General features: G+C 60.8%; 27 protein-coding genes. 15 read left to right on the top strand and 12 right to left on the bottom strand.

Going from position 1 to position 25,521, the window contains the following annotated elements:
• Positions 1 to 3: 3 nt before the first annotated feature.
• Together M2394_RS14625 and M2394_RS14620 are read right to left on the bottom strand one after the other, a co-directional pair.
• Positions 4 to 807, bottom strand: coding sequence for an alpha/beta fold hydrolase (locus M2394_RS14625; protein WP_178925280.1), 804 nt, complete (start codon positions 805 to 807; stop codon positions 4 to 6).
• A gap of 14 nt (positions 808 to 821) precedes the next feature.
• On the bottom strand, positions 822 to 1,745 hold the full coding sequence (locus M2394_RS14620; RefSeq protein WP_178925278.1) for a LysR family transcriptional regulator: 924 nt from the start codon (positions 1,743 to 1,745) through the stop codon (positions 822 to 824).
• Between the two features lie 49 nt (positions 1,746 to 1,794).
• On the opposite strand from M2394_RS14620, the gene M2394_RS14615 reads away from it, so the two are divergent.
• The 3 genes from M2394_RS14615 to M2394_RS14605 all read left to right on the top strand — a co-directional run bounded on the left by M2394_RS14615 (position 1,795) and on the right by M2394_RS14605 (position 3,929).
• The gene (locus M2394_RS14615; RefSeq protein WP_259172951.1) at positions 1,795 to 2,109 is read left to right on the top strand and encodes a 3-phosphoglycerate kinase; all 315 of its coding nucleotides are present in this window, start codon (positions 1,795 to 1,797) and stop codon (positions 2,107 to 2,109) included.
• A gap of 151 nt (positions 2,110 to 2,260) precedes the next feature.
• The gene (locus tag M2394_RS14610; RefSeq protein WP_176996265.1) at positions 2,261 to 2,860 is read left to right on the top strand and encodes an FMN-dependent NADH-azoreductase; all 600 of its coding nucleotides are present in this window, start codon (positions 2,261 to 2,263) and stop codon (positions 2,858 to 2,860) included.
• A gap of 202 nt (positions 2,861 to 3,062) precedes the next feature.
• On the top strand, positions 3,063 to 3,929 hold the full coding sequence (locus tag M2394_RS14605) for a carboxylate/amino acid/amine transporter (RefSeq protein WP_259172950.1): 867 nt from the start codon (positions 3,063 to 3,065) through the stop codon (positions 3,927 to 3,929).
• A 126-nt stretch (positions 3,930 to 4,055) separates the two neighbouring features.
• Here M2394_RS14605 and M2394_RS14600 read toward each other — a convergent pair whose 3' ends face one another.
• Entirely contained in the window at positions 4,056 to 5,354 is a 1,299-nt protein-coding gene (locus M2394_RS14600) for a mechanosensitive ion channel family protein (protein ID WP_259172948.1), read from the bottom strand.
• A gap of 193 nt (positions 5,355 to 5,547) precedes the next feature.
• On the opposite strand from M2394_RS14600, the gene M2394_RS14595 reads away from it, so the two are divergent.
• The gene (locus tag M2394_RS14595; protein WP_176996262.1) at positions 5,548 to 6,894 is read left to right on the top strand and encodes a DEAD/DEAH box helicase; all 1,347 of its coding nucleotides are present in this window, start codon (positions 5,548 to 5,550) and stop codon (positions 6,892 to 6,894) included.
• Positions 6,895 to 6,944: 50 nt separating this feature from the next.
• On the opposite strand, the gene M2394_RS14590 is transcribed toward M2394_RS14595, so the two are convergent.
• A complete protein-coding gene (locus tag M2394_RS14590) occupies positions 6,945 to 7,220 on the bottom strand; it encodes a hypothetical protein (RefSeq protein WP_178919852.1) in 276 nt (91 codons plus the stop codon).
• Positions 7,221 to 7,374: 154 nt separating this feature from the next.
• Between M2394_RS14590 and M2394_RS14585 the strand changes: the two genes are divergently transcribed.
• Positions 7,375 to 7,764: a hypothetical protein gene (locus M2394_RS14585; protein ID WP_017134854.1), complete on the top strand. Its 390-nt coding sequence runs from the start codon at positions 7,375 to 7,377 to the stop codon at positions 7,762 to 7,764.
• A 123-nt stretch (positions 7,765 to 7,887) separates the two neighbouring features.
• Here M2394_RS14585 and M2394_RS14580 read toward each other — a convergent pair whose 3' ends face one another.
• The 3 genes from M2394_RS14580 to M2394_RS14570 form a co-directional block, all read right to left on the bottom strand.
• Positions 7,888 to 8,754 (bottom strand): DUF6279 family lipoprotein, encoded by an 867-nt coding sequence (locus tag M2394_RS14580; protein ID WP_259172947.1) that lies wholly within the window; start codon positions 8,752 to 8,754, stop codon positions 7,888 to 7,890.
• A 66-nt stretch (positions 8,755 to 8,820) separates the two neighbouring features.
• Complete coding sequence (locus M2394_RS14575) at positions 8,821 to 9,543, bottom strand: TorF family putative porin (protein ID WP_176996257.1); 723 nt, start codon at positions 9,541 to 9,543, stop codon at positions 8,821 to 8,823.
• A gap of 207 nt (positions 9,544 to 9,750) precedes the next feature.
• Positions 9,751 to 9,930 carry a hypothetical protein gene (locus M2394_RS14570; protein ID WP_003193095.1) on the bottom strand — a complete coding sequence of 60 codons (180 nt, stop codon included), beginning with the start codon at positions 9,928 to 9,930 and terminating at the stop codon, positions 9,751 to 9,753.
• Positions 9,931 to 10,253: 323 nt separating this feature from the next.
• On the opposite strand from M2394_RS14570, the gene M2394_RS14565 reads away from it, so the two are divergent.
• From M2394_RS14565 to M2394_RS14555, 3 genes are all read left to right on the top strand, one after another.
• Entirely contained in the window at positions 10,254 to 11,090 is an 837-nt protein-coding gene (locus M2394_RS14565) for a S1 RNA-binding domain-containing protein (protein WP_034099624.1), read from the top strand.
• Positions 11,091 to 11,243: 153 nt separating this feature from the next.
• On the top strand, positions 11,244 to 11,642 hold the full coding sequence (locus tag M2394_RS14560) for a DUF2177 family protein (RefSeq protein WP_259172942.1): 399 nt from the start codon (positions 11,244 to 11,246) through the stop codon (positions 11,640 to 11,642).
• 198 nt (positions 11,643 to 11,840) lie between these two features.
• Entirely contained in the window at positions 11,841 to 13,283 is a 1,443-nt protein-coding gene (locus tag M2394_RS14555; protein ID WP_259172941.1) for an NCS1 family nucleobase:cation symporter-1, read from the top strand.
• Here the strand turns inward: M2394_RS14555 and M2394_RS14550 are convergent.
• A complete protein-coding gene (locus M2394_RS14550) occupies positions 13,195 to 14,394 on the bottom strand; it encodes an MFS transporter (protein WP_259172940.1) in 1,200 nt (399 codons plus the stop codon). The two genes, M2394_RS14555 and M2394_RS14550, sit on opposite strands and share 89 nt — an antisense overlap.
• Before the next feature lie 103 nt (positions 14,395 to 14,497).
• Here M2394_RS14550 and M2394_RS14545 point away from each other — a divergent pair, with 103 nt between their 5' ends.
• The 3 genes from M2394_RS14545 to M2394_RS14535 all read left to right on the top strand — a co-directional run bounded on the left by M2394_RS14545 (position 14,498) and on the right by M2394_RS14535 (position 16,500).
• Positions 14,498 to 15,391 (top strand): putrescine utilization regulator PtrR, encoded by an 894-nt coding sequence (locus M2394_RS14545; protein WP_178919847.1) that lies wholly within the window; start codon positions 14,498 to 14,500, stop codon positions 15,389 to 15,391.
• 143 nt (positions 15,392 to 15,534) lie between these two features.
• On the top strand, positions 15,535 to 15,657 hold the full coding sequence (locus M2394_RS14540; protein WP_003193089.1) for a PA1414 family protein: 123 nt from the start codon (positions 15,535 to 15,537) through the stop codon (positions 15,655 to 15,657).
• Between the two features lie 240 nt (positions 15,658 to 15,897).
• Positions 15,898 to 16,500: an N-acetylmuramoyl-L-alanine amidase gene (locus tag M2394_RS14535; protein WP_259172938.1), complete on the top strand. Its 603-nt coding sequence runs from the start codon at positions 15,898 to 15,900 to the stop codon at positions 16,498 to 16,500.
• Between the two features lie 431 nt (positions 16,501 to 16,931).
• On the opposite strand, the gene M2394_RS14530 is transcribed toward M2394_RS14535, so the two are convergent.
• From M2394_RS14530 to speB, 4 genes are read right to left on the bottom strand one after another with little or no spacing between them, the layout of a single operon-like run.
• On the bottom strand, positions 16,932 to 18,314 hold the full coding sequence (locus M2394_RS14530; protein ID WP_176996250.1) for a sodium:solute symporter: 1,383 nt from the start codon (positions 18,312 to 18,314) through the stop codon (positions 16,932 to 16,934).
• A gap of 35 nt (positions 18,315 to 18,349) precedes the next feature.
• Positions 18,350 to 19,861 (bottom strand): cytosine permease, encoded by a 1,512-nt coding sequence (locus M2394_RS14525; protein WP_176996249.1) that lies wholly within the window; start codon positions 19,859 to 19,861, stop codon positions 18,350 to 18,352.
• A 21-nt stretch (positions 19,862 to 19,882) separates the two neighbouring features.
• Positions 19,883 to 20,305, bottom strand: coding sequence for a nuclear transport factor 2 family protein (locus M2394_RS14520; protein ID WP_259172937.1), 423 nt, complete (start codon positions 20,303 to 20,305; stop codon positions 19,883 to 19,885).
• On the bottom strand, positions 20,305 to 21,255 hold the full coding sequence (speB, locus tag M2394_RS14515) for an agmatinase (protein WP_259172935.1): 951 nt from the start codon (positions 21,253 to 21,255) through the stop codon (positions 20,305 to 20,307). Before speB ends, M2394_RS14520 begins: the two co-directional genes overlap by 1 nt.
• Before the next feature lie 266 nt (positions 21,256 to 21,521).
• Between speB and M2394_RS14510 the strand changes: the two genes are divergently transcribed.
• The 4 genes from M2394_RS14510 (at position 21,522) to rlmD (ending at position 25,413) form a co-directional block, all read left to right on the top strand.
• Positions 21,522 to 22,415 (top strand): LysR family transcriptional regulator, encoded by an 894-nt coding sequence (locus tag M2394_RS14510; protein ID WP_017134867.1) that lies wholly within the window; start codon positions 21,522 to 21,524, stop codon positions 22,413 to 22,415.
• A gap of 6 nt (positions 22,416 to 22,421) precedes the next feature.
• Positions 22,422 to 23,027, top strand: a complete 606-nt coding sequence (locus M2394_RS14505) for a tRNA-uridine aminocarboxypropyltransferase (RefSeq protein WP_259172934.1) — start codon at positions 22,422 to 22,424, stop codon at positions 23,025 to 23,027.
• A gap of 131 nt (positions 23,028 to 23,158) precedes the next feature.
• Positions 23,159 to 24,061 carry a cysteine synthase CysM gene (gene cysM / locus M2394_RS14500; RefSeq protein WP_178919840.1) on the top strand — a complete coding sequence of 301 codons (903 nt, stop codon included), beginning with the start codon at positions 23,159 to 23,161 and terminating at the stop codon, positions 24,059 to 24,061.
• Positions 24,061 to 25,413 carry a 23S rRNA (uracil(1939)-C(5))-methyltransferase RlmD gene (gene rlmD / locus M2394_RS14495; protein ID WP_259172933.1) on the top strand — a complete coding sequence of 451 codons (1,353 nt, stop codon included), beginning with the start codon at positions 24,061 to 24,063 and terminating at the stop codon, positions 25,411 to 25,413. Before cysM ends, rlmD begins: the two co-directional genes overlap by 1 nt.
• The last annotated feature ends 108 nt before the right edge of the window (positions 25,414 to 25,521 follow it).

Below are 25,521 nucleotides of genomic sequence, written 5' to 3'. Positions count from 1 at the left end.
GGGTCAGTGATCCTGGGTAGTGGTTTCGACTGTCTTTAGAAAATCGAGCAGGGTAGCGTTAAAGACTTCGGGTTGATCCAAGGGCGTGGCATGGCGGGAATCCTCGATCACCACCAGCCGCGCATCGGGCAGCAGTTTTACATAGTTTTCTTTCTGCGCCACGGGGGTGTAGTCGTGGTCGGCGCTGATGACCAGCGTAGGACAGGCAATTCGGGAAAGTTGTTCCTGCACGCCCCAGCCCACAATCGCATCGAAGCTGGCGAGATAAGCTCGTTTGTCGTTTTTTGCCCAGCGTTCGGCCATCTTGCGGCGCAGGTCGGCCTGCTCCGGCTTTGGAAAAAGCCGGTCGCCCAGGGCCTTGCCAATGGTGGCTAGGCTGAGCACCCGCGCCAGGCTCCAGCGCTTGGCCCATTGCCAATAATCATCGGCGCTGCGCACCTTGACCTCGGGGGCGCTGTTGACGATGCACAGGCTCTTGACCTGGCTCGGTTCGTCCACCGCCAATTGGAATGCGATCATGCCGCCCATGGACAAGCCCACCACATGGGCGGGTGGCAGGTTCAGGTGTTCGATCAGGGCCAACAGGTCAAAGGTAAAACCCTGGATGCTGTAGCGTTCGCGGGGTTTGTCGGAGCGCCCATGGCCGCGCACGTCCACCACGATCAGGCGGTAGTGCCTGGCGAGTACGGGGATCTGCAGTTCCCAGTCCTGGCTGCTGGAGCCCAGGCCGTGGATCAGGATCAGCGGCGTGCCGTGGCCGTATTCCTCGTAGTGCAGGCTGCAGCCTTCATGGTCGAACCAGGCCATGGGTGAACTCCGTTTCAGGCTTGTTGTGGCGCGGCGAAAGGTGCATCCAGGGGCGCGGTGTCAAAGGTGCGCAGCAGATCAATCAGGATCTGCGTGGCCGGGCCCAGGGGTTTGTCCTTGTTCGAATACAGGTAGAAGGTCGGGTTGCGGCTGCCGCCTTTTTCCAAGGGTAGCTGCTTGAGCAGGCCCTCGCTGAGTTCGCGCTCGATCATGTGCCGGGGCAACCAGGCAAAGCCCAGGCCGCTGCTGACGAAGGTGGCGGCGGTGGGCAGGCTGCCGACGGTCCAGCGCTGCTCGGCGCCCAGCCAGCCGACGTCCCGTGGTTGCTGGCGGCCGGAGTCGCGGATCACCACCTGCATCTGGCTCTCCAGGTCCTGGAAACTCAGCTCGCGGTTGAGGCGGTGCAACGAGTGGTCCGGGTGGGCCACGGCGATAAATTCCACATCGCTCATTTCCGTGCCCAGGTAACCCGGGATGATGAACCCGCTGATGGCCAGGTCGGCCATGCCATCGAGCAACAACTCCTCGACACCCGACAGCACCTCTTCACGCAGGCGCACACGGCAGCCCCGGCTTTGCGGCATGAAGGCAGTGAGGGCGCGCACCAGGCGCGCGTTGGGGTAGGCGGCGTCCACCACCAGGCGTACTTCGGCTTCCCAGCCCTGCTCCATATGGTGAGCAAGGTCTTCCAGCTGGCTGGCGTTCTTCACCAGTTGCCGGGAGCGGCGCAACAGCACTTCACCGGCGTCGGTCAGCACGGCCTTGCGCCCGTCGATGCGCAGCAGCGGCACGCCGAGCTGGTCTTGCATGCGGGCCACGGTGTAGCTCACCGAGGACTGCGAACGGTGCAGCGCTTCAGCCGCCTGGGCGAAGCCACCGTGGTCGACCACGGCTTGCAGCGTGCGCCATTGATCAAGGGTAACGCGGGGCGCTTTCAAGATGAGCTCCTCTTGTCCTAAGCTGGCGGTCCTTATTGGAGACTGCCGAATGAGAAAATTCTGTTGTGTGTTGCTGGCGATGCTGCCGCTGAGCGCTTTTGCCTACCCCATCGACGTGACGAAAAAGATCGACGGCGTGAAAGTGGACTACACCGCTTCCGACGTGGACGGCGACATCAGTTCGATCCAGCTCAATAACTACGGCACCAACGATGCCGTGTGTTCGGTAACCTTCACCAATGGCCCGGAATCGCCGCGCATGCGTAAGGTCACGGTGCCGGCTGGCAAAAGCACCAACACCACGGTCAAGTTCAGCCGCGCCATTATCAAGATGCGGATCGCCTTGGCTTGCGCACCGAAATAAAGCAGTGGCGGAGCATGCCTACAGCAATACTCCGCTTATAAACAAATTTATAGATGGGTTATAGCAGTTTTTTGCGCTTTTTTATCGAATAGGCCCTGGTTAATCTTTTCTCCATCGACTTACAGCAATTACAGATGGAGCCTACGTAGCCATGTCCAACGTTCTGATCATCGAAAGCAGCGCCCGCCAGCAGGATTCAATCTCCCGCCAACTGACCCAGCAGTTCATCAGCCAATGGCAGGTCGCCCACCCGGCGGATCAGATCACCGTACGTGACGTGGCCCTCAACCCGGTCCCGCACTTGGACGCCAACCTGCTCGGCGGCTGGATGAAACCGACTGAACAGCGCAGTGCTGTGGAACAGGCTTCCTTGGATCGCTCCAACGAATTGACCGACGAACTGCTGGCTGCCGACGTATTGGTGATGGCTGCGCCGATGTACAACTTCGCCATCCCCAGCACCCTCAAGGCCTGGCTGGATCATGTGCTACGCGCTGGCGTCACCTTCAAATACACCGCCACCGGCCCCCAGGGTTTGCTCACCGGCAAGCGTGCCATCGTGCTCACGGCCCGCGGCGGCATTCACACCGGCGCCAGCTCCGATCACCAGGAACCCTACCTGCGCCAGGTCATGGCCTTTATCGGTATTCACGACGTCACCTTCATTCACGCCGAAGGCGTGAACCTGAGCGGCGACTTCCAGGAGAAGGGCATCAACCACGCCAAGGCGCTGTTGGCGCAGGTCGCGTGATCCTTTAATCGTCAGATAATCGCGCGGTGTTTATCTAAGCCCACGCAAACCCTTCAAGTACGCGTAAGAACCTCCCTTTGCACTTGTTGCTCCTGAGTGCTCCTGCCCGACTGACGCTATAGCGAGGTCGGGTTTTTTTTGCCCCGAGTTTCGTGCAACGCCGAAAACCTTTAATGTCCCGCCCATTCGAAACGAGGCGCGCATGGGCTATCTACTGGTTGTCACCCTGATTCAGGCATTTTCCTTCAGCTTGATCGGCGAATACCTCGCCGGTCACGTCGACAGTTACTTCGCGGTGCTGGTGCGCGTGGTGCTGGCCGGCCTGGTGTTTATCCCCCTGACCCGTTGGCGTTCGGTGGAACCGGCCTTCATGCGCGGCATGCTGATGATCGGCGCGCTGCAATTTGGCGTGACCTATGTGTGCCTGTACCTGAGCTTTCGCGTGTTGACGGTGCCGGAAGTGTTGCTGTTTACCATCCTCACACCGTTGCACGTGACGCTGATCGAAGACGCCCTCAACCGGCGCTTCAACCCGTGGGCGCTGGTGGCGGCACTGGTTGCCGTCGCGGGGGCGGCAGTGATTCGCTTCGACCAGATCACCCCGAACTTCCTCGGCGGTTTCCTGCTGCTGCAACTGGCCAACTTCACCTATGCCGCAGGCCAAGTGATGTACAAGCACCTGGTGGCGCGTTACCCGAGCGACCTGCCGCATTATCGTCGCTTCGGCTACTTCTACTTGGGCGCCTTGATCGTGGTGCTGCCGGCATTCCTGATGTTCGGCAAAGCCAACTTCCTGCCCGAAGCTCCGTTGCAGTGGGGTGTGCTGGTGTTCCTTGGCTTGGTGAGTACCGCGCTGGGCATGTACTGGTGGAACAAAGGCGCGTGCCTGGTACAGGGCGGCACCCTGGCGGTGATGAACAACCTGCACGTGCCGGTGGGGTTGCTGCTGAACCTGCTGATCTGGAACCAGCATGAGCCGCTGGGGAGGCTGGCGTTGGGCGGGTTGGTGATTGTGGGGGCGGTGTGGATCAGTCGGTTGGGTGTGCGCAAGCAGCCAACCTCACACTGAAACCCGTGTGGGAGCGGGCTTGCTCGCGAATGCGGGGTGTCAGAGAAGGATGTGCTGACTGATACACAGCCTTCGCGGGCAAGCCCGCTCCCACACAAGCTCGCGCCTACAGTGGGCTTGGTGGCGTCAGGCTGATTTATTTTCCAGGGACGGCAAATGGCTGGCGCCCAATACCGCAGGCAACACCCCCGCACGCAAATCATTGCCACTCGGCTGCTGATACAGGCTCAAGCCAAACTCCGGCAGCACCGCCAGCAGATAGTCAAAAATATCCCCCTGAATGCGCTCGTAATCGGCCCACGCGGTGGTGCGGGTGAAGCAGTAGATCTCCAGCGGCACGCCCTGGGCGGTGGTCTGCATCTGGCGCACCATGCAGGTCATGTTCGGCTGGATGTCCGGGTGGCTTTTCAGGTACGCCAGGGCGTAGGCGCGGAAGGTGCCGAGGTTGGTCATGCGGCGGCGGTTGGCCGACAGTTGTGCGCTGTGGCCCTGGGCTTCGTTCCAGGCCTTGAGTTCGGCCTGCTTGCGCCCGATGTAATCGGTGAGCAGGTGCACCTGGGTCATACGCAACTCTTCATCGTCCCGCAGAAAGCGCACGCCGCTGGCGTCGATGAAGAGGCTGCGCTTGATCCGCCGCCCACCCGAGGCCTGCATGCCGCGCCAGTTCTTGAACGACTCGGACATCAGACGCCAGGTTGGGATGGAGACGATGGTCTTGTCGAAGTTCTGCACCTTGACCGTGTGCAGGGTGATGTCCACCACGTCGCCATCGGCCCCCACCTGGGGCATTTCGATCCAGTCGCCGACCCGAAGCATGTCGTTGCTGGTCAGCTGCACGCTGGCGACGAACGACAACAGGGTGTCCTTGTACACCAACAAAATCACCGCCGACATCGCACCCAGGCCCGACAGCAGCAACAGCGGCGAGCGGTCGATCAGGGTGGCGACGATGATGATCGCGGCAAACACGAACAGCACCATCTTGGCCAGTTGCACATAGCCCTTGATCGAGCGGGTGCGGGCGTGCTCGGTGCGCGCGTAGATGTCCAGCAGCGCGTTGAGCAGGGCGCTCACCGCCAGGGTCATGAACAGGATGGTGAAGGCCAGGGCCACGTTGCCGATGAACAGGGTGGCGGTCTTGCTGAGGTCCGGCACCAGGTAGAGGCCGAATTGAATCACCAGGGATGGCGTCATCTGCGCCAGGCGGTGAAACACCTTGTTGTGCCGCAGGTCGTTGAGCCAGTGCAGGGGCGGTTGCCGGCCGAGCAGTTTGACGGCGTGGAGAATGAGGTAGCGCGCTACCCGTCCAAGTAGCAGCGCCACCACCAGCAACACCAGCAAGCCCAGGCTGGAATGCAGCAGGGGGTGTTCATCGAGGGCGCCCCAGAGGTCTTGGACGTTGAGCCAGAGCTGTTTGATATCCATGGGTGAAACCGGTTCTTCTGTAGGACAAGACGGGGCGATTAGAGCATTTAAGTGCAACAAAGTTGATGTTTTGGACAAACGCACTGACAAAAAAGCAGCTGATTAGCACCGTTCGCGTAAAGAAACTCGGTTTGGACGCCCGAAACCGGTAACCTATGGCGCTGATATTTTGTATTTCTTCGAGGTAGCACCCGTGTTTTCCCAATTCGCCCTGCACGAACGCCTGCTCAAAGCCGTGGCCGAGCTTAAATTTGTCGAGCCTACGCCTGTGCAAGCAGCGGCCATCCCGCTCGCGCTCCAAGGGCGTGACCTGCGGGTGACAGCTCAAACCGGCAGCGGCAAGACGGCGGCTTTCGTCCTGCCGGTGCTGAACCGCCTGATCGGCCCGGCCAAGGTTCGTGTCAGCATCAAGACCCTGATCCTGCTGCCGACCCGTGAGCTGGCCCAGCAGACCTTGAAGGAAGTGGAGCGCTTTTCGCAGTTCACCTTCATCAAGTCCGGCATCATCACCGGCGGTGAAGACTTCAAGGTGCAGGCGGCCATGCTGCGCAAGGTGCCAGACATCCTGATCGGCACCCCTGGCCGCATGATCGAGCAACTCAACGCCGGCAACCTGGACCTCAAGGAAGTCGAAGTGCTGGTGCTCGACGAAGCTGACCGCATGCTCGACATGGGCTTTGCCGATGACGTGCAGCGCCTGGTGGGCGAATGCGTCAACCGCCAGCAGACCATGCTGTTCTCCGCCACCACCGGTGGCTCGACCCTGCGCGACATGGTCGCCAAGGTGCTGAACAACCCTGAGCACTTGCAGGTCAACAACGTCAGCGACCTGAATGAGACCACGCGTCAGCAGATCGTGACCGCCGACCACAACGTGCACAAAGAGCAGATCCTCAACTGGCTGTTGGCCAACGAGACCTATCAGAAGGCCATCGTGTTCACCAACACCCGCGCTGCCGCCGACCGCATCTACGGCCGTCTGGTGGCCCAGGAATACAAGGCGTTCGTGCTGCACGGCGAAAAAGACCAAAAGGATCGCAAGCTGGCCATCGACCGCCTGAAGGCCGGTGGCGTGAAGATCCTGGTGGCCACCGACGTGGCTGCACGTGGCCTGGACGTTGATGGCCTGGACCTGGTGATCAACTTCGACATGCCTCGCAGCGGCGACGAATACGTGCACCGTATCGGTCGTACCGGGCGTGCTGGCAACGATGGCCTGGCCATCTCGCTGATCTGCCACGGCGACTGGAACTTGATGTCGAGCATCGAGCGCTACCTCAAGCAGTCGTTCGAGCGCCGCACCATCAAGGAAGTCAAAGGCACCTACACCGGGCCGAAGAAGGTCAAGGCGTCGGGCAAGGCCGTCGGGGTGAAGAAGAAAAAGACCGACGCCAAGGGTGACAAGAAGAAAACCGGCGCCAAGTCGCCGACCAAGCGCAAGATCGCCAACCGCCCGAAGACCGACAACCTGTCGCTCGTCAGCAAGGACGGCATGGCCCCGCTCAAGCGCCGCAAGCCAGAGGCACCCGCTGCCGAGTAAGGCAGGGGTGAAATAAAAAAACCGGACGATTGTCCGGTTTTTTTATGGCCTCAGCTTTTGGCCTTGGCTGCGGCTTCCTTGAGTTCTTTCAGACGTGCGTCGATCAGCTGGCACTTGTCGGGGAAGTCCGCGCTTTCGGTGTCCAGGTCCATCTTCTGCAGTTCGTCGTTCATCTCCTTGGCCTTGGTCGGGTTCTGTTCGGTCAGCTTGGCCACTGCCTGGGCCAGTTCCTCGCGCTTGGCCGTCGCCTCATCGGGCGTGCAGGCCCAGGCGGGCAGTGCGGCGGTTAACGTGGCGACGATGGCCAGGTTCATCAGGGTTTTCATGGGCAGACCTCCTTGGCGGTTATGTGTTGTTGAGGCCGCGAACGTCTGGAAAGTTCAGAGAAATGACGTCCGTCTATTCGGCTGAACGGCCAGCGACGTAGCCTGTCCACCCTTTGACAGGCCACTTTTCCACCGGCCTGCAGGAGGAATCAGGATGACGACTTACAACTGGGATCTGATTGAACGACTGTTGCATGAAGTGCAGAACGGCGAAGGCAGCTTTGCGCCGCGCAAATACGCCGAGCAGGAAGCGGCCGAGAAGGCCACGGCGGGAGAGTCCACCGGTAACCTGGACGCGCTCAAGAAGACCGCTGCGGATTATGAAGCGCTGCTATTCAAGCGCGGCTTCATCGAGTCGCGGCCCGAGGAAGAGGGCGGCAATGGCGAGAATTTCATCCTGACGGCACTCGGTGCGCAGTTGCTGGCGCTGATCGACAGCTCGATTCCCGGCAATGATCACCCGCGTCAGGTGCTGGACGAACAGGCCGATGCGCTGGACCCGGCGACCTTTGCCGAGGTAGCTTCAAAGGCCCAGATCGCCTGAGCATTCCCTGTGGAAGCTGGCTTGCCTGCGAAAGCGGCGGCAGGGTCGATAGAGCTGTTGACTGGCCTACCGCACTCGCGGGCAAGCCCGCTCCCACAGAAGTCTGTTCCCGCCCGGCCCGTTTTAGTTTGAAGCGTTCTTCAGGCATTTAAGTGCCTTGAAGTCGCTGCGCACGCCGTCGATTTTCTGCGTCAGTTTCACGCGCTGTTGTGCGGTGCTTTCGGCCATCAGGTCCACGATCAGGCTGCGCGCCGCCGCCTCGGTCTGTGCATACGCAATTTTGTATTGCGGCGTCCAGAGGCTTTCCCGATCCACCAGCAATTGTTGCATTTTCTGCGGGAAGTCGGCGCTTTGCCGTTGTTTCACCGCGTCGATAAATTGCGCCTGCCAGCGGGCGCGGTTGCCGATCCATTGCTGGTTTTGCTCTCCCAGGCTGATGGACCAGGCCGTGACCCGGTTTTTCTGGCTGTCGCTCAACGGCCCCATCCAGGCGTCCAGGCGTTTATTCATGCGTTCGGCGCGGTCCTGGATTTGCTTGGCCAGCGGAGGCTTGAGGTATTCGTCCTGGCGCTTACGCAGGTCCTTGGCCAGCGCGTCGTTCATTTCCTTGACCTGCTGATCGTCCAATCCCTGCAACAACTCAATAGCCGACGGGGTAATTTCACGGGCGACGTCGGCAATGGCTTGTTTGGCTTCGGCCGTGCGGGTCTGCAAGGCGGCGTCGGTGACCTGATTGTCGTCGACCATGTGTTGCAGGCGATCGAGCCAGTCCAGGTAGCCCGGCAATTGGGTGGTGCAATGCCAGGCCAGGTGTTCCTTGAGTTTGTCGTTGAACCAGCTCTTCTGCCCGGCATGCATGTCCAGGTAGTCGCTGAGGGTCCAGGGGATGATCACATCGAGGTTGCGATAGGCCAGGCCCACGCGGCTGCAGGCGGTGAGCGCCAGGCTCAGGGTCAGCAAGATCACCAGTAGTTTGAGCCGACGCAGCATGGGCGGGTCCTTGCGCAGAGGAAGTTAATGCATGTGAACCCGCGTCGGGCGCGACAGTTCAGATCCTCAATAAAACGACCGTGCAGCCTTCAGGGTCAACAGCCCATCGCATTGCGAATTGTGTCCGGAATAAGCCGAGCAGTCGCCGCCGCTGAGGCTGGAGTCGCTGTAGATCAGGTTCAGGTCCACGCCCATCCACTCTCGGGAGAATTGCACCGACCAGTCGCTGAAGCTGCGGATGGAGCCGCCGTCCACCGAGACCGGGGTGCCCAACTGATGGGTGGTGTACTTCATGCTGACGCCGATGCCGAATGGCTGAGTACCACCCAAGTCGGCAAACAGGGTGCTGTCTTGGCGGTCCGGGTCGTTGCTGAACGAGGCGCCGAAACGATTGCCCAGCAGGTTGAGGCCACCGTAGAACTCCTGGCTGTCGAGGGGACTGAGCTTGGGGTAGCTGTAGTGGATCAACCCGACTTCATAGCCCAGGGTCTGGTCGAAGGGGTGCTTGAAGCCCATGTACGAGTCGACCTCCAGGTTGCTGGTGGAGGACAACCCCATATTTGGCGAAAACTGGCCGATGTACAGGCCGCTGTCGTGGCTCAGGTCCAGCCCGCCATGGAACGAGTCGCTGCCTGGCGAGGTGGGCTTGACCAGGCCCTGGGCCATGCTGCGGCTGGGGGTAGTGCCCAGTTTCAGGTCGAAGTCACCCAGTTCGCGCTGGAAGATCTGTGCTTCGGCGAGGGGGCTGGCTGCCAGGGCAGTGACCAGGAAAATGCAGGGTTTGAACATGCTTCACTCCATGAAAAGCGAGGAGCAGTGACGGAAAAAATCGAGCAGATGCCCGTGCTAGACGTGTGCAAGCATACCGGCGAATGCGGGGTGTTGAGGCCCGTTCGTCGATTGGCGCATCAGGGAATTAAGCAGGAGGGTGTTTCGGGCTCTAGTCCTAGCGCCTTGAAGGCAAGGCGCTTAGGGACCAGGTGCAATGCGCAGGTATTACTTTTTGCCCAGGCTGATCTGCTTGGACGGGCCGAAAGTCTGGCCGCTCACGCCCTTGGCAATTTGCTGGATTTCGCCGCCGGACTTGAGGAAAGCCGCGATCTGGCTGTTGATCGATTCGCTGGTTTCAACGGCGGGAGCTGGCTTTGCTTTGCTGTTGGATGCTTTTACGCGCATGGCGGCCACTAACCTGTAGAAAATTAACTTGGCCAGGCATCGTACAGGAAATACTTGACAATTGCTTGGCAAATATCCCTCTGGAATAACGTGCGGCGTTGGAAATAACCCAAGTTCATCTTTGAAATAAGCCCCTAACTTACTGTTTTAACTCGAAACCACGGGGGAATAAGGCGATTTTTCGATCACGCAATCGAGCCCGATGATCGGACGAGCGGAGCGGTGCCAGTGAAAGGCCACGCCAGCCCGCGATTTTTCAGGCGCACGCGCGTGTCGGGCGCAACTCGGGTAGAATGCCGCCCACGTAACGAGGGTATCTGGAAATGGCTTTAGTCGGTCGCTACAACAGCTTGCAAGTGGTTAAACACACTAACTTTGGTTTGTACCTGGACGGTGCGCAAGACGGTGAAATCCTCTTGCCCAATCGGTATATCCCCAAAGATATTCCCAGTGAAGATGAAGACTGGCTTAACGTTTTCATTTATTTGGACAGCGATGACAAACTTATCGCCACCACTGAAAAACCAAAAGTTCAAGTGGGCGAATTTGCCAGTTTGAAAGTAGTGGAAGTCAACAGTATTGGTGTATTCCTCGATTGGGGCCTGCCCAAGGACTTGCTGCTGCCGTACTCGGAAGAGAAGCGCCAGTTGAGTGCCGGTGAATATTGCGTGGTGCACGTCTACCTCGACAAGCACACCAAGCGCATCACCGCCACCGCGCGCCTGGACCGCTACCTGGACAAGACCCCGGCCAACTACCAGGTGGGCCAGGAAGTCGACCTGCTGGTGGCCGAGGCCACGGACATGGGCTTCAAGGCGATCATCAACAACAAGCATTGGGGCCTGATCCACAAGAACGAAGTGTTCAAGTTCCTGCGCCCGGGCAAGGAGGAGAAAGGCTTTATCAAGGAGATCCGCGCCGATGGCAACATCAGCCTGAGCCTGCAGCCGGTCGGCCAGGAAGCGGCCTCAAGCCTCAACTCGAAGATCCTTGCCAAGTTGCGCGAAAACAACGGCACCCTGCCGGTGAGCGACAAGAGCGACCCGGCCGTGATCAGCAACTTGTTCGGCGTGAGCAAAGGCAACTTCAAGAAGGCCATTGGTGCGCTCTACAAGCAGGGCCAGATTGTGATCCATGCCGATCGCATTGAACTAAGCTGACCACGCGCGCCTCTTTGTAGGAACGGGCTTGCTGTGGCGAGGGAGCTTGCTCCCGCTGGAGTGCGAAGCGCTCCCAAATCGTGGGGCCGCTTCGCCGCCCAGCGGGAGCAAGCTCCCTCGCCACAAAAGGCCGGCTCCTACAGAGGGTGTGCGATGTCCAGGAAAGTTATTTACGCCTACCTAGGCACATTGCTCGCCTTCCTGGTACTTGACGGGCTCTGGCTGGGCGTCCTCATGGGGCCGACCTACAAAAGCTTTCTCGGGCCGTTGATGCTGGATCAGCCTCGCTTGCTGCCCACCGTTCTGTTTTATCTCCTGTATGCCCTCGGTTGCGTGGTGTTCGTGGTGCTGCCCAGCGTCAGCTGGCAGCGCGCGGCGCGCCTGGGGGCCTTGCTGGGCCTGGTGGCCTATGGCACCTACGATCTGAGCAACTGGGCCATCCTGCGCGGTTGGTCCAGCGGGCTGGCCGTCATGGACATGGCCTGGGGCACATTCCTCACCGCGGTCTGCTGCACCGTGGGCTACCTGTGTGCACAACGAGTGCAGAGGTGATTGTGTACAGGATTTGTATGCACCGTTGCTGAGCACCTCTCCCGTGTTTAAAGCGCTATAACCGCCTTTGGAGCGCCGTACCACGGGGATTGTGTGCTATTGGCACGCAATCTGCTGAATGCCTCGTATACAAACTCTGCCGCCTCCCGTATGCACACTGCTACGACGGGGCAGGCCGGTATTTCGAGGAGCCCAGCGATGACCGAACAATTGCCCAAAGGCTACAGCCCGCGCCTGTACAACAAGGACCTGGGGCCACTGCCGCAGAAATGGACCTGGTACAACATCTTCGCTTTCTGGATGAGCGACGTGCACAGCGTCGGCGGCTATGTATTCGCCGCCAGCCTGTTTGCCCTTGGGCTGGCCAGCTGGCAGGTGCTGATCGCCTTGCTCGCCGGCATCTGCATCGTGCAATTGATCGCCAATCTGGTGGCCAAGCCGAGCCAGCAGGCCGCGGTGCCGTACCCGGTGATTTGCCGGCTGGCCTTTGGGGTGTTCGGTGCAAATATTCCAGCAGTGATCCGGGGACTCATCGCGGTGGCCTGGTATGGGATTCAGACGTACCTGGCGTCGAGTGCCTTGATCATTGTGGTGCTGCGGTTTTTCCCACAGATGGCGGTGTATGCCGAGCCGCACTTCGCAGGCCTTTCCTATTTGGGTTGGTTTGGTTTCCTCAGCCTGTGGGTGTTGCAGGCGGCGGTGTTCTGGGCGGGCATGGAGTCCATCCGCCGCTTTATCGATTGGGCAGGGCCGGTGGTCTACGCAGTGATGTTCGCCTTGGCGGGCTGGATCGTGTGGAAGGCGGGTTGGGCCAACATCAGCTTCACCCTGGCGGAAAAATCCTTGTCGGGTTGGCAAGCATTCGGCCAGGTGATCGTGGCGACTGCGTTGGTGGTGTCGTACTTCTCGGGCCCGACGCTGAATTTCGGTGATTTCAGCCGGTACTGCCGCAGTATGCATGACGTACGACGCGGCAATTTCTGGGGGCTGCCGGTGAATTTCCTGGCGTTCTCGCTGGTCACTGTGGTGATCGTCTCGGGCACCTTGCCGGTGTTCGGTGAAATGCTCCACGACCCGATCGCCACCGTGTCGCGCATCGACAACAGCATGGCCGTATTGCTCGGCGCCTTTGCCTTCGTGACCGCCACCATCGGCATCAATATCGTGGCCAACTTCGTTTCACCCGCCTTTGACTTCGCCAACGTCGCGCCGAGCAAGATCAGCTGGCGCGCCGGCGGGATGATCGCTGCCGTGGCCTCCATCTTCATCACCCCATGGAACCTGTTCAACAACCCGCTGATGATCCACTACACCCTGGATATTCTCGCCGCCTTCATCGGGCCGCTGTTCGGGATCCTGCTGGTGGACTTCTACCTGATCAAAAAGCAGAAGATCGACGTGGATGCCTTGTTCGATGACCGCCCAAGTGGGCGTTACTACTTCGACGGCGGCGTGAACTGGACAGCAGTCAAGGCGCTGGTGCCAGCGACGCTGGTGGGCGTCGCCATCACCTTCACTCCGGCGTTGCAGGGCATGGCCAACTTTGCCTGGTTTACCGGGTGTTTCCTGGGAGGGCTGTTTTTCCTGGTGCTCGCTCGGCGCGAGCAGGTGCGTCTGCCCGCGCCGCTGGTTGCCGGTTGACCAGCACCGCACCCGCCAACACCAGCCCGCAGCCGGCCACTATCAACGCTGGCTGCAGCCCACCGCTCAGGTGGCTGCTCACCGAGGCCAGCAACGGCCCGCTCAATTGGCCGATGGCAAAGCTGGCGGTGAGCAGGCCGGTGCTGCGCTGGTAGCCGTGAGGCGCCACGTCACGCAAGCGCGCCATCACCAGTTGCATGCACGCCAGGAAAGGCGCGCCACACAGCAACACGCCCAGCGCCAGGCCCCAGCCATTGCCCAGCAGGCAAGCGAATACCCCGGCCGCTTGCAGCCACAGTGTAGTCATCAGCCAGCGGCGGGTGGTGTGCGGGTCCTTGCGGCGCAGGCTCGCCGCCACCACGCCCAGCGCTGCCGCCAGGCCGAAGCACGGCCAGAACAGATCGGCTTGCCAGGCGCCCTTGAACTGCGCGCTGGCCATCTGCGAGAGAAAGGTGGCCGGGATGATGTAACCCAGGCCGTACAGGAAGTAGATCCAGCACAGGTGCGCGATGCTCTCGTTGCTGCCGGCCTCGGAGGCGTGGGGCACCGTGAGGGTCGGCTGTGGCAGGAACGGCAGGACCATCAGCAGCATCACCAGCGCCACAATCCCGTACACCAGCCACAGTGTCGCCGAGTTCTGCCCCAGCAAGTTGGAGCCCAGGGCCAGCAGCCCGGTCAGCAGGATCCCCAGCCCAGGCCCTGCAAACACCAAGGCCCCCAGGCGCGGGCGGCCGATGCTGACCGCCAGCGGCTGGCTCAGGCTGGTGATCATCACCAACGCCCAGGCACTGGCGACACCGGTACCAAAGCGCAGCAATAAATGTGGCCAGAACCCGTGGGCCCAGTACGAAGCCAGGGTCAGCAGCACACACAGCCACAGCCCACCGTACAGGCGGCCGCGTACGTGGTGATGGCTGCGGGCGAAGATCGAATCCACCGCCCCCACGAAGTAGCCCAGATAGTTGGCGGCCGCAATCAAGCCGGCGCCGGTCAGGTCGATCTGCCCCTCACTGAGCAGATGGGGCATTTGCGGGGTGAGGGCGAAGCGGCCAATGCCCATGGCCATCATCAGGGCGATAAAGCTGGCGAGTAAGCGAATGCGGGGTGACATGGTCAAGTTCCTGCTGGTAAGCGAATGACCTTCAGGCTAAAGCCGATTGACTTTCTGTAAAAATGAATAATAGTGAGTAACTTGTTCAGTTTTGGAGAAAGGTATGGAGTTCAGTCAATTGCGCATTTTCCAGGCCGTGGCGGAAGAGGGCTCCATTACTCGCGCGGCCGATCGCCTGCATCGTGTGCCTTCGAACCTGTCGACACGGCTCAAGCAAATGGAAGAGCAGCTCGGCGTCGAACTGTTTGTACGTGAGCGCCAGCGCCTGCAGCTTTCTCCCGCCGGCAAAGTGCTGCTGGACTACAGCACGCGCCTGCTGGCCCTGCACGACGAAGCCCATGGCGCGGTTCAAGGCGGGCAGCCGGCCGGTGAATTTGTGCTGGGCAGCATGTACAGCACGGCGGCCGTCCATCTGCCGAAGTTGCTGGCGCGTTATCACAAGGCTTACCCGATGGTGAACTTGCAGGTGCAATCGGCCCCCAGTGGCGAATTGCTCGAAGGCCTGATCACCGGTCGTCTCGACGCGGCCTTCGTGGATGGCCCGATCACCATTGCCTCCCTGGACGGCGTGCCGTTATGCGAAGAGCGGCTGGTGCTGATATGCGAGGCTGATCACCCACCGGTGCGCGGCCCGCAGGATGTTGCCGGGCGTTCGGTGTTCACCTTCCGCCGCAGTTGCGCCTACCGCACGCGGCTGGAGACCTGGTTTTCCCATGAGCACGTGGCGATGGGGAGGGCGATCGAGATCGAGTCCTACCAGGGCATGCTCGCCTGTGTGATCGCCGGTTCCGGGGTGGCGTTGATGTCCGAGTCGATGCTCGACAGCCTGCCAGGCAAGGACAGCGTGTCCGTTCATCCCCTGACAGGGCCATTTGCCATTGCGACCACCTGGTTGATGTGGCGAAAGGGTATGCTCGGCGCTAACCTCAACGCATGGATCGACCTGCAGCAAGAAGGCAAGGCCGAATTCGTGCAAGACACCCGTGCGATTGCTTGAGCGATCCGTCAGGATTCACATCAATCTGGTAACAGTTCGTTGTGGTTTCGTTCAAGCATTACGTAGGACTTAGGGCTACTATCAGTGTAGGAAAAGTCGACAGGTATCTCGCCGGCTCGCATCACCCTCAAAGGGGGCAAACCATGAAAGAGAAAATTCAAAACTGGCTCCATGACCTTGGCGTTGCGCTGGGCTTGATCGAGCCGCCGCTGCAGCCGGTGCCAATCCGCACGGATGACGAGCAACGCCGACCACGGCGCAGGTAAGCGTAAGGCGCTCATACGATCAGCTATTGAACGTGCGGGCGCTGATGCTACAGGTATTGTTTCAGGGCAGCTCCGGTTCCCTGTGATCTGAGCGCACCTCCCTTTTCGTAACGCCTCCCCCGTTTATCGTCTGACGATGCACGTGCCATCGTCAGACCCTTCTGCTTATCCCGTCATCCACGCCATTTCCCAGTTTCAGTCTCTATATTTTTGTCTTCCCAAGGATGAAAAGGCATCGAAATGTCGAGCATTGATAACGAAGGCATGTTGATTTCCAGCAAGGTCGAACTCCGCCGTTTCCCAGCGATCGAGCAGGGGGATCTGCGTAGCGTGCGCGCCCTGGTGGTCCACCAGACTGACGCCCCGACGGCGCAGCACACTTTCAACAGTTACCGAAATAAGGGCAACGGCGCGCACTTTCTCATCGAAAAGGACGGTGCGATCTACCAGACGGCCAGCATGAAAAAACGCTGTTATCACGTCGGGAGATTACTGCGTTCCAAGTGCCAGGCGGTGGATAAGTCAACGTGTGACGCCGTTAAGATCAAGGCCATTGAATCACTTACCTGGGAGTTGCAGTTCCGCGCGTTGGATCGGTATGAACGCACCAAGAACTACCCTGAGCGTTACCCCATGAATGCCGATTCATTAGGTATCGAGCTGGTCGGAAAACACTTGGATGAAACGCATTATGAGAAGGTGACGGCGATGCAAAATCAATCGTTGCAATGGTTGGTCGCTGAGCTCTACGGTCATTTCAGCCTGACGTCGAAAGACGTCTACACCCACCCGCAAATTTCCTATAAAAACGTGGATGAAGCCGGCAGCGCGGTGTGGCAATGAGATTTAGGCAAGCGGCGTTTGCGGTGTTACTTGTGGGCTGTTCGCCTGTCAGCGACGTGTCGATTACGCGTTTTGAATCCCTGGAGCCTGAGTCGTGCCGAGCATCGGACGTTGCACTTGATGAGCGGCAAATCGCCTCTTTCTTCAAGCGTGCCGAACGCATTGATGGGCGCACACTGCATGACGACTACGAATGGGCACCTTGTCACCTTGAGGGCACCCTGACGTATCAGGGGAAGGCCTGTACCTGGTATGTGCGCGCAGGGCGCACGGGCACAATCGAATGCCCGGGGGTACTGCAGTTTTTTGGCTGCAAGACCTGCGACGACCTGTTTGGAGGGGGCGAGCTCTACAGATAACCAGAACAAAAAAACGGGCACGACATCCGACGTCGTGCCCGCTGAAGAAACTGCTCTAAATCCTGTTACACATCAAACCGCTCGCGCCGCCATCGCCTCCGGTTTGCGCGACAGCAAGCTCACCAGCACGAAGCTCACCAACCCGACCGCCAGGCTGTAGTAGATCGGCGTGTTGGCATCCAGGCCATCCTTGAACATGAACACCAGTGCGGTCACAAAGCCCAGGGTCATGGAGGTGATTGCGCCGGAGGTGGTCGCCCGCTTCCAGAAGATCGCGCCGATCAGTGGGATCAGCATGCCGCCCACCAACAGGTTGTAAGCCAGGGTCAGTGCGCTGATCACGTCGTTCACCACCAGCGCGATACCCAGTACGGCAATACCGGTGAGCATCGTGAACAGGCGGTTGATCGCCAGGCTCGACTGCTTGCCGCCGCGCAGGCGTGGCAGCAGGTCTTCGGTCAGGACGGTGGAGGCGGCCAACAGGCCAGCGCTGGCGGTGGACATCATCGCGGCCAGGGCCGCCGCAATCACCAGGCCACGGATGCCGTCCGGCAGCGACAGTTTGACGATGGCGGCGAAGGCGTTGTTGACGTTGTCCAGGTTCGGGATCAACACATGCGCAGCCATGCCGATCAATGCGCAGGCCAGGCCGTAGAGAATGCAGTAGAAACCGGCGAAGGTGCCCGCGTACTTGGCGACCTTTTCATCACGGGCAGTGAACACACGCTGCCAGATGTCCTGGCCGATCAGGATGCCGAAGAAGTAGATCATGAAGTAGGTGATGATCGTGTCCCAGCCGATTTCGGTGAAGCTGAAATTCGACGCCGGCAGCTTGGCCACCAGCTCATCCCAGCCGCCGACGCGGTACAGGCAGATCGGCAGCAGGATAAACATCAGGCCGACGGTCTTGATCACGAACTGCACGATGTCGGTGAGGGTCAGCGACCACATGCCGCCGATGGTCGAATACACCACCACCACGCCACCGCCCAGCAGCACCGAGATCCAGAACGGCAGGCCGAACAGCACTTGCAGCACGGTGCCAATGGCCAGGATCGAGGTCACGCCGATCATCAAGGCGTAGGCCAGCATGATCACCGCGCTCGCTTGGCGGGCCATGGGGTTGTAACGTTTTTCCAACACCTGGGTCACGGTGAAGATCTTCAGCTTCAACAGCGGCTTGGCCAGGAACAGGTTCAGCGCAATGATCCCCATGCCCAGCGCGGCGCACAGCCAGAAGCCGGAGATGCCGTGCACATAACCCAGGCGCACGGTGCCGACGGTGGACGCACCGCCCAATACCGTGGCGGCCATGGTGCCCATGTACAGTGAAGGGCCCAGGTTGCGACCGGCCACCAAGTAGTCTTCGTGGGTCTTGGCGCGGCGCATGCCGTAATAGCCGAGCACGAGCATGCCGGCGGCGTAGATGAGTACGACGAATAAATCCAAAGCCATGACGGCGGGTCTCCGATTATCTTTTTTATGAGCGATCAGGCGGCGTGTTGCAGCGCCGGTTTAACGCGCGCATCCGTGCGCTTGCTGCGAGGGTCCGCCGGGCCGTAGACAGCGGCCGGTTCCGGAAACACGCGAAGCAAGGTCAGGTACACCACCGACGCCAGTCCCAGCGTCACCGGCAGGCTGATGTCGATGCCATCGGCCAGGTTGCCCAGTGGCCCGACAAACTGCCCCGGCAGGTTGACGAAGCACAGCCCCACCAGTGCGCTCGGGATCCAGGCCCCCAGCCCGCGCCAGTTCCAGCCATGGCTGAACCAGTAGCGACCACCGGTTTCACCGCGGGTGAACACCTGCAGGTCATCCGGGCAGTAGTAACCACGGCGCACGATCAGGCCGATGATCATCATCACCATCCACGGTGTGGTGCAGGTGATGATCAGCACGGCAAAGGTCGACACGCTCTGCACCAGGTTGGCGGCGAAACGTCCGATGAAGATGAAGGCAATCGACATCACCCCAATCAGCAACGTGGCCTTGACCCGCGACAGCAGGCGCGGGAACACGCTGGACATGTCCAACCCCGTGCCATACAGCGAGGTGGTGCCGGTGGACATGCCGCCGATCACTGCGATCAGGCACACCGGCAGGAAGAACCAGCTCGGTGCCACGGCCAGCAAACCGCCGACGTAGTTGTTGGCCGCGATGTAGTCCGGTGCCTTGATTGCCACGATGGTCGCGGTGGCCAGGCCGAACAGGAACGGGATCAGGGTGGCGATCTGCGCCAGCACCACCGCCAGCATGATGCGCATTTTCGGCGTTTCACGCGGGATGTAGCGCGACCAGTCACCGAGGAACGCCCCGAAGGAAATCGGGTTACTCATGGCCACCAGCGCGGCACCGATAAACGCCGCCCAGAAGCCAGTCTGGCCCAGTGCGACGGTGCCGGCGAAGTGGCTGTCGAACGCCGGTGCGAAGGCAAAGATGCCCAGCAGGAACAGCAGGCTCGCCGCCCACACCGCAATGCGGTTGACCCACAGCATGAAGCGGAAGCCGTAGATGCACACCGTGAGCACGAGCAGGGCGAACAAACCATAGGCCAGGCCCAGGGTCAGGTCAGTTTCCGGCAAGCCCACCAGACGTTTCGCACCGCCTACCAGCGCGTCGCCTGAACTCCACACCGACAGTGAGAAGAAGGCAATCGCCGTCAGCAATGACAGGAACGAGCCGACAATCCGCCCGTGCACGCCGAAATGCGCACCGGAAGACACGGCGTTGTTGGTGCCGTTGATCGGCCCGAACAGGCCCATGGGCGCCAGGATCAGCGCACCCACCAACACGCCCAGCACAATCGCCCAGACACCGGCCTGGAACGACAAGCCGAACAACACCGGGAAGGAACCCAGCACGGCGGTGGCAAAGGTATTGGCACCGCCGAAGATCAGTCGGAACAGATCCTTGGGGCCGGCAGTGCGTTCGTGGTCCGGGATCTGTTCGACCCCGTTGGTTTCTATTTTGCGAATACTGTTTTCGTTGTTTTTATTATTCATGATCAGCTCCGATCACATTGGCTAAGGGGGCGGCAGCCCTTCCGGCATTGCGGACAAATGTTCGTGACAGGCCAGCCACAGGCCTTGTTCTTGTTGTTCGCTCGCCCCTTGTCGCTTGAAGACAATGGTCTCGCGTTCCTGGCTAAAAAATTGCTCCCCGTTCATGCGCAGCTCGGTGGCCACGTCATGAATAAAAATCGCCACGTCGCCTTGCAGGCTGACAACGGCGTTGCTCGACGTGCAGGACAGCACCTCGAACCCCTCGTCCTGGCGCCAGCTGTCCCACAACGCCTGGTAGGCGTCGCGGCTGAGCAGCGGCTGGGGGAGGGTGTAGAACACAAAGCTGGCATCGGCCGTGAACGCGCCGAAGTAGGCGGCGCGGTCATTGCGGGCGAAGGCCGACACCAGGTCGGCCGCGGCTTTCAGTAGGTCTTGGGTGCTCATCAGCGGTGGGCCACGCCGGGCAGTACGCAGAGCATCTCGTACAGCAGGTTGGCGCCGAGCAGCGAGGTGTTGCCGGTGGTGTCGTACGGCGGCGAAACTTCTACCAGATCACAACCAATCAGGTCGAGGCCCTGGCAGCCCCGGATGATCTCGATGGCCTGGATGGTGGTCAGCCCGCCGATTTCCGGAGTGCCGGTGCCAGGCGCCCAGGCCGGGTCGATACCGTCGATATCAAAGCTCAGGTACACCGGACCGCCGCCGACTTTTTCACGCACCTCGGCCATCAGCGGGGCCAACGACTGGTGCCAGCACTCTTCGGCCTGCACCACACGGAAGCCCTGCTTGCGGCTCCAGTTGAAGTCTTCGGCGGTGTAGCCCTGGGCACGCAGGCCGATCTGTACCACGCGGTCGCAGTCCAGCAAGCCTTCTTCCACCGCACGGCGGAAGGTGGTGCCGTGGGCGATTTTCTCGCCGAACATGTGGTCGTTGACGTCGGCGTGGGCATCGATGTGCACCAGCCCGACCTTGCCGTGTTTCTTGTGGATCGCCCGCAGGATCGGCAGGGTGATGGTGTGGTCGCCACCCAGGGTCAGGGGGATCACATCGTGCTCGAGGATCTCGTCGTAGGCTTCTTCGATGATGCGCACGGCGTCGAGCAGGTTGAAGGTGTTGATCGCCACGTCGCCGATGTCGGCCACCGACAGCGAGTCGAACGGTGCAGCGCCGGTGGCCATGTTGTACGGGCGGATCATCACGGATTCGGCGCGGATCTCGCGGGGCCCGAAGCGGGTGCCGGCGCGCAGGGAGGTGCCGATGTCCAGGGGCACGCCGACAAAGGCGGCGTCCAGGCCCTTGGCCGTTTGCAGGTGGGGCAGGCGCATCATGGTGGCGATGCCGGCGAAGCGCGGCATTTCGTTGCCGCCCAGTGGTTGGTGGAAAATCTTGTCCACGGGAGTGCCTCATCGTTGTTTTGTTTATTAGGGGCCGATAATGCGAAATACCTGGAAACGAAAGAATCGGCAGGGGCAAATACTTAGTTCAGATTTTTCTAAACTAATGCCAGCAGGTAGACTGTCTGAAAAGGTTCTGTGGTGATTGGACTCTGTAGTGAGCGGGCTTGCCCCGCGCGGCGATGTATCAGCCGCCACGAGCCAACCTGATATACCGCCGCGCGGGGCAGGCCCGCTCACTACACTCCAACCCTTGCGGAGATCCGATGGCCAACGCCTTGCCCGACCTGAAACTCCTGCGCATCTTCGTCAGCGTCGTGCGGCACCAAGGGTTCGCCAACGCCCAGCATGAACTCAACCTGTCCACGTCGGCTATCAGCACCTACATGAGCCAACTGGAATCGGCGTTGGGCCTGGTGCTGTGCCATCGCGGCCGGGGTGGATTCAGCCTGACCAGTAAAGGCGAGCTGTTCCATCAGGAAACCCTGCGGTTGCTGGGTGAGCTCGAAGGTTTCGAGCAATACGCCGCCGCTCTCAAAGGCGAGTTGCGCGGCACCCTCAAGCTCGGTGTGCTCGACTCCACCGTCAGCGACAAAGCCTTGCCGTTCGCTGAAGTGATCGGTGCTTACAGTCTTGAACACCCGGCCGTTCACCTGCACTTATCGGTGATGAGCCCGTACGAACTGCAACTGGGCGTACAGGACAATCGCCTGGACCTGGCCATCGGTGCCTTTTCCAACCGCATGAGCGGCCTGATCTACATGCCGCTGTACCGCGAACAGCACTGGTTGTATTGCAGCACGCGCCATCCTTTATTCAACGAGCGGCGTATCCCCGAGCAAGTGATCACCCAGCAACGCATGGTCGGGCGCGGTTACTGGAGCCAGGCGGAACTCGCCCGCCACGGCTTCAAGCACAGCGCCGCCACGGTGGAAAGTATGGAGGCTCAGCTGATCCTGGTGCTCTCCGGCGCCTATATCGGTTACCTGCCCGAACACTACGCCCAGGCCTGGGCCGACAAGGGCGACCTGCGCGTGTTGCTGCCGGCGACCTTCGGCTACCAGGCGCCGTTCTCCATGATCATGCGCCGTGGCCGCAGCCGTGAACCGCTGATCCAGACCTTCCGCGATTTGCTCAAAGCCCAGCTCAACCAGGCCTGAAAAACCATGTCCAGACCCCAATGCTCCCGTTGCCTCAGGCCCGTCGCCCATTGCCTGTGCCCGTTGATCCCAAGCCTCGACAGCCGTACCCGGGTGCTGCTGTTGCAACATCCGAGCGAGGTCAACCATGCGCTCAATACCGCACGGTTGGCGGCGCTGGGGCTGAACAACGCGCAGTTGGTGGTGGGGGAGGTGTTTGAGGATTTGGCATCGTTACTGAGCTCGCCGGGTTATCAGGCGCGGTTGCTGTTTCCGGCTGACGACGCCCAGCCGTTGCAGGCCTATTCACCGGGCGATCAAGCGCTGTTGCTGGTGGTGCCCGATGGCACCTGGCGCAAGGCGCGCAAACTGCTGCACCTCAATCCGCTGTTGGCGGCGTTGCCACGGGTAACGCTGGCGGAAGGCTCCGTGTCCCGTTATCGGTTGCGCAAGGCACCCGGCGCGGGCGCGTTGTCGACAGTGGAAGCGATCGTGCAGGCATTACAGGTGTTAGAGGCGCCGGCTTCATTCGAACCGTTGCTCAAACCTTTCGAAGCCCTGATCGAGGGACAGATTGCGGCGATGGGGGAGGAGGTGTTTCGCAAGAATCATGGCGACGGGCGAATGGGGTAGCAGGGGCACCCTCCCAGCCAACACATCACCTACTTATTCCTTTAAGCCATAAGCACCGCACTTTGCGTGATATGGCCCGCGGGCCTTTCCCGGTATGATGTGCGCCCCGCAGTCTGGATTGCGAATACGCCATGACCTTGCAGTACCCTACAATCGCCGATTGCGTCGGCAACACGCCCCTGGTCCGCTTGCAACGCATGGCGGGTGAAACCAGCAACACCCTGTTGCTCAAGCTCGAAGGGAACAACCCGGCCGGTTCCGTGAAGGACCGCCCGGCGCTGTCGATGATCACCCGCGCCGAGTTGCGCGGGCAGATCAAGCCCGGCGACACCCTGATCGAAGCTACCTCGGGTAATACCGGGATCGCCCTGGCCATGGCCGCGGCGATCAAGGGTTACAAGATGATCCTGATCATGCCCGATAACGGCAGCGCCGAACGCAAGGCGGCGATGACCGCCTATGGCGCCCAGTTGATCCTGGTCACCCAGGAAGAAGGCATGGAGGGCGCGCGCGACCTGGCCGAGCGCCTGGCCGCCGAAGGCCGTGGCTTGGTGCTGGACCAGTTCGCCAACGGTGATAACCCCGAGGCGCACTACACCACCACCGGCCCGGAAATCTGGCGCCAGACCGGGGGCACCATCACCCATTTTGTCAGTTCCATGGGCACCACCGGTACCATCATGGGCAACTCGCGCTACCTCAAGGAGCAGAACCCGGCGATCCAGATCGTTGGCCTGCAACCGATGGAAGGCGCGGCCATCCCCGGTATCCGCCGCTGGCCCGAGGAGTATCTGCCCAAGATCTACAACGCGACCCGCGTGGACCGCATCATCGACATGGCCCAGCGTGAAGCCGAAGACACCACCCGCCGCCTGGCCCGTGAAGAAGGCATCTTCTGCGGCGTGTCCTCGGGCGGCGCCGTGGCCGGCATGTTGCGCTTGTCCAAGGAAGTGGAAAACGCGGTGATCGTCGCGATCATCTGTGACCGAGGCGACCGCTACCTGTCGACCGGCATCTTTGACGAACCCAACTGATGGCCAAGCACGAGAGAGGCCTGCGCTTCCAACCGACGGGCGGCAGCCGGGCCCCACAGATTCCTGTAGGCAAGAAGCAAAAACTGACCATCGAGCGCCTGGCCAATGACGGCCGAGGCATTGTGTTCTTTGAAGGTCGTACCTGGTTTGTGAATGGCGCGCTGGCCGGCGAAGACGTCGAGGCGCGGGTGCTGGGCGCGCACGGCAAAATCGTCGAGGCGCGTACCGAGCGGGTGTTCAAGGCCAGTGAACTGCGCCGGCCGGCGCCGTGTGCCCACGTTGGCCGTTGTGGCGGCTGCAGCGTGCAGCATTTGCCCCATGCCGAACAACTTGCCCTGAAACAGCGCATGCTCGCCGAACAATTGTCCCGCGTGGCGGGTGTCGAGCCGCAAGAATGGGCAGCCCCCTTGAGTGGGCCGGAATTCGGCTACCGTCGCCGCGCCCGTGTAGCGGTGCGTTGGGACGCCAAGGCCAAACATCTCGAAGTAGGTTTCCGCGCCGTGGCCAGCCAGGACATCGTTGCCATCGACGATTGCCCGGTGCTGGTACAGGCCTTGCAACCGATCATGCAGCGCCTGCCGAACATGTTGCGACGCCTGAGCAAACCACAGGCCTTGGGGCATGTGGAGTTGTTCAGTGGCACGTCCATCGCCGTGTTGTTGCGGCATATGGCGCCGTTGTCCGACGCGGACCTGGCGGTGTTGAAAGAATTCTGTGCGTTCCATGAAGCCCAGTTGTGGCTGCATGGCGAAGGCCAACCGGAGCCTGTCGAAGCCGACGCGGTGTTGGGCTTTCGGTTGGAGCAGTGGAATCTGGCGTTGGCTTACCGCCCGGGCGACTTCGTGCAAGTCAACGCTGGCGTGAACGAGGCAATGGTCGCCCAGGCCCTGGAATGGCTGGCGCCACAGCCCGATGAGCGCGTGCTGGACCTGTTCTGCGGCCTGGGTAACTTTGCCCTGCCACTGGCCCAACAGGTGCGCGAAGTGGTGGCGGTGGAGGGCGTACAGACCATGGTCGACCGGGCGGCGCTCAATGCCGTCAGCAACAATTTGCATAATGCGCAGTTTTTTCAGGCCGATTTGTCCCAGCCTTTGACCGACGCAGAATGGGCCAAACAGGGCTTTTCTGCGGTACTCTTGGACCCACCCCGCGATGGTGCCCTGGAGGTCGTGCGCAAGCTGGCGACCCTCAAGGCCAAGCGCCTGGTGTATGTGTCCTGCAACCCGGCCACGCTGGCGCGGGACACGGTTGAGTTGGTCAAGCAAGGCTACCGGCTAAAGCGTGCCGGGATCCTCGACATGTTTCCGCAGACAGCGCATGTCGAGGCCATGGCGTTATTTGAAGCGGGCTAGGATGCCCGTTTAATCCGACTGGCCTGCATTCTCCAAGGCCGTGACCTGCCAGGGAGCGTGTGTAAGCTTTAATAGTTAAAGCAGGTCAGCGATGATTTTTGGCGCATC

It is taken from the genome of Pseudomonas sp. BIGb0164 (assembly GCF_024810135.1).
Taxonomy (GTDB): Bacteria; Pseudomonadota; Gammaproteobacteria; order Pseudomonadales; family Pseudomonadaceae; genus Aquipseudomonas.
The sequence above is the reverse complement of the archived record's forward strand: the minus strand, read 5'-3'. Positions and strand labels throughout refer to the sequence as shown.

Coding starts and splice junctions, on each gene's coding strand:
- M2394_RS14610 (WP_176996265.1), top strand. CDS start 2,261: ATGTCCAACGTTCTGATCATCGAAAGCAGCGCCCGCCAGCAGGATTCA.
- M2394_RS14525 (WP_176996249.1), bottom strand. CDS start 19,861: ATGAATAATAAAAACAACGAAAACAGTATTCGCAAAATAGAAACCAAC.
- M2394_RS14520 (WP_259172937.1), bottom strand. CDS start 20,305: ATGAGCACCCAAGACCTACTGAAAGCCGCGGCCGACCTGGTGTCGGCC.
- M2394_RS14580 (WP_259172947.1), bottom strand. CDS start 8,754: ATGCTGCGTCGGCTCAAACTACTGGTGATCTTGCTGACCCTGAGCCTG.
- M2394_RS14625 (WP_178925280.1), bottom strand. CDS start 807: ATGGCCTGGTTCGACCATGAAGGCTGCAGCCTGCACTACGAGGAATAC.
- M2394_RS14550 (WP_259172940.1), bottom strand. CDS start 14,394: ATGTCACCCCGCATTCGCTTACTCGCCAGCTTTATCGCCCTGATGATG.
- M2394_RS14600 (WP_259172948.1), bottom strand. CDS start 5,354: ATGGATATCAAACAGCTCTGGCTCAACGTCCAAGACCTCTGGGGCGCC.
- M2394_RS14570 (WP_003193095.1), bottom strand. CDS start 9,930: ATGCGCGTAAAAGCATCCAACAGCAAAGCAAAGCCAGCTCCCGCCGTT.
- M2394_RS14545 (WP_178919847.1), top strand. CDS start 14,498: ATGGAGTTCAGTCAATTGCGCATTTTCCAGGCCGTGGCGGAAGAGGGC.
- M2394_RS14560 (WP_259172942.1), top strand. CDS start 11,244: ATGTCCAGGAAAGTTATTTACGCCTACCTAGGCACATTGCTCGCCTTC.
- M2394_RS14575 (WP_176996257.1), bottom strand. CDS start 9,543: ATGTTCAAACCCTGCATTTTCCTGGTCACTGCCCTGGCAGCCAGCCCC.
- M2394_RS14585 (WP_017134854.1), top strand. CDS start 7,375: ATGACGACTTACAACTGGGATCTGATTGAACGACTGTTGCATGAAGTG.
- rlmD (WP_259172933.1), top strand. CDS start 24,061: ATGGCCAAGCACGAGAGAGGCCTGCGCTTCCAACCGACGGGCGGCAGC.
- M2394_RS14565 (WP_034099624.1), top strand. CDS start 10,254: ATGGCTTTAGTCGGTCGCTACAACAGCTTGCAAGTGGTTAAACACACT.
- M2394_RS14555 (WP_259172941.1), top strand. CDS start 11,841: ATGACCGAACAATTGCCCAAAGGCTACAGCCCGCGCCTGTACAACAAG.
- cysM (WP_178919840.1), top strand. CDS start 23,159: ATGACCTTGCAGTACCCTACAATCGCCGATTGCGTCGGCAACACGCCC.
- M2394_RS14605 (WP_259172950.1), top strand. CDS start 3,063: ATGGGCTATCTACTGGTTGTCACCCTGATTCAGGCATTTTCCTTCAGC.
- M2394_RS14510 (WP_017134867.1), top strand. CDS start 21,522: ATGGCCAACGCCTTGCCCGACCTGAAACTCCTGCGCATCTTCGTCAGC.
- M2394_RS14530 (WP_176996250.1), bottom strand. CDS start 18,314: ATGGCTTTGGATTTATTCGTCGTACTCATCTACGCCGCCGGCATGCTC.
- M2394_RS14615 (WP_259172951.1), top strand. CDS start 1,795: ATGAGAAAATTCTGTTGTGTGTTGCTGGCGATGCTGCCGCTGAGCGCT.
- M2394_RS14540 (WP_003193089.1), top strand. CDS start 15,535: ATGAAAGAGAAAATTCAAAACTGGCTCCATGACCTTGGCGTTGCGCTG.
- M2394_RS14535 (WP_259172938.1), top strand. CDS start 15,898: ATGTCGAGCATTGATAACGAAGGCATGTTGATTTCCAGCAAGGTCGAA.
- M2394_RS14505 (WP_259172934.1), top strand. CDS start 22,422: ATGTCCAGACCCCAATGCTCCCGTTGCCTCAGGCCCGTCGCCCATTGC.
- M2394_RS14590 (WP_178919852.1), bottom strand. CDS start 7,220: ATGAAAACCCTGATGAACCTGGCCATCGTCGCCACGTTAACCGCCGCA.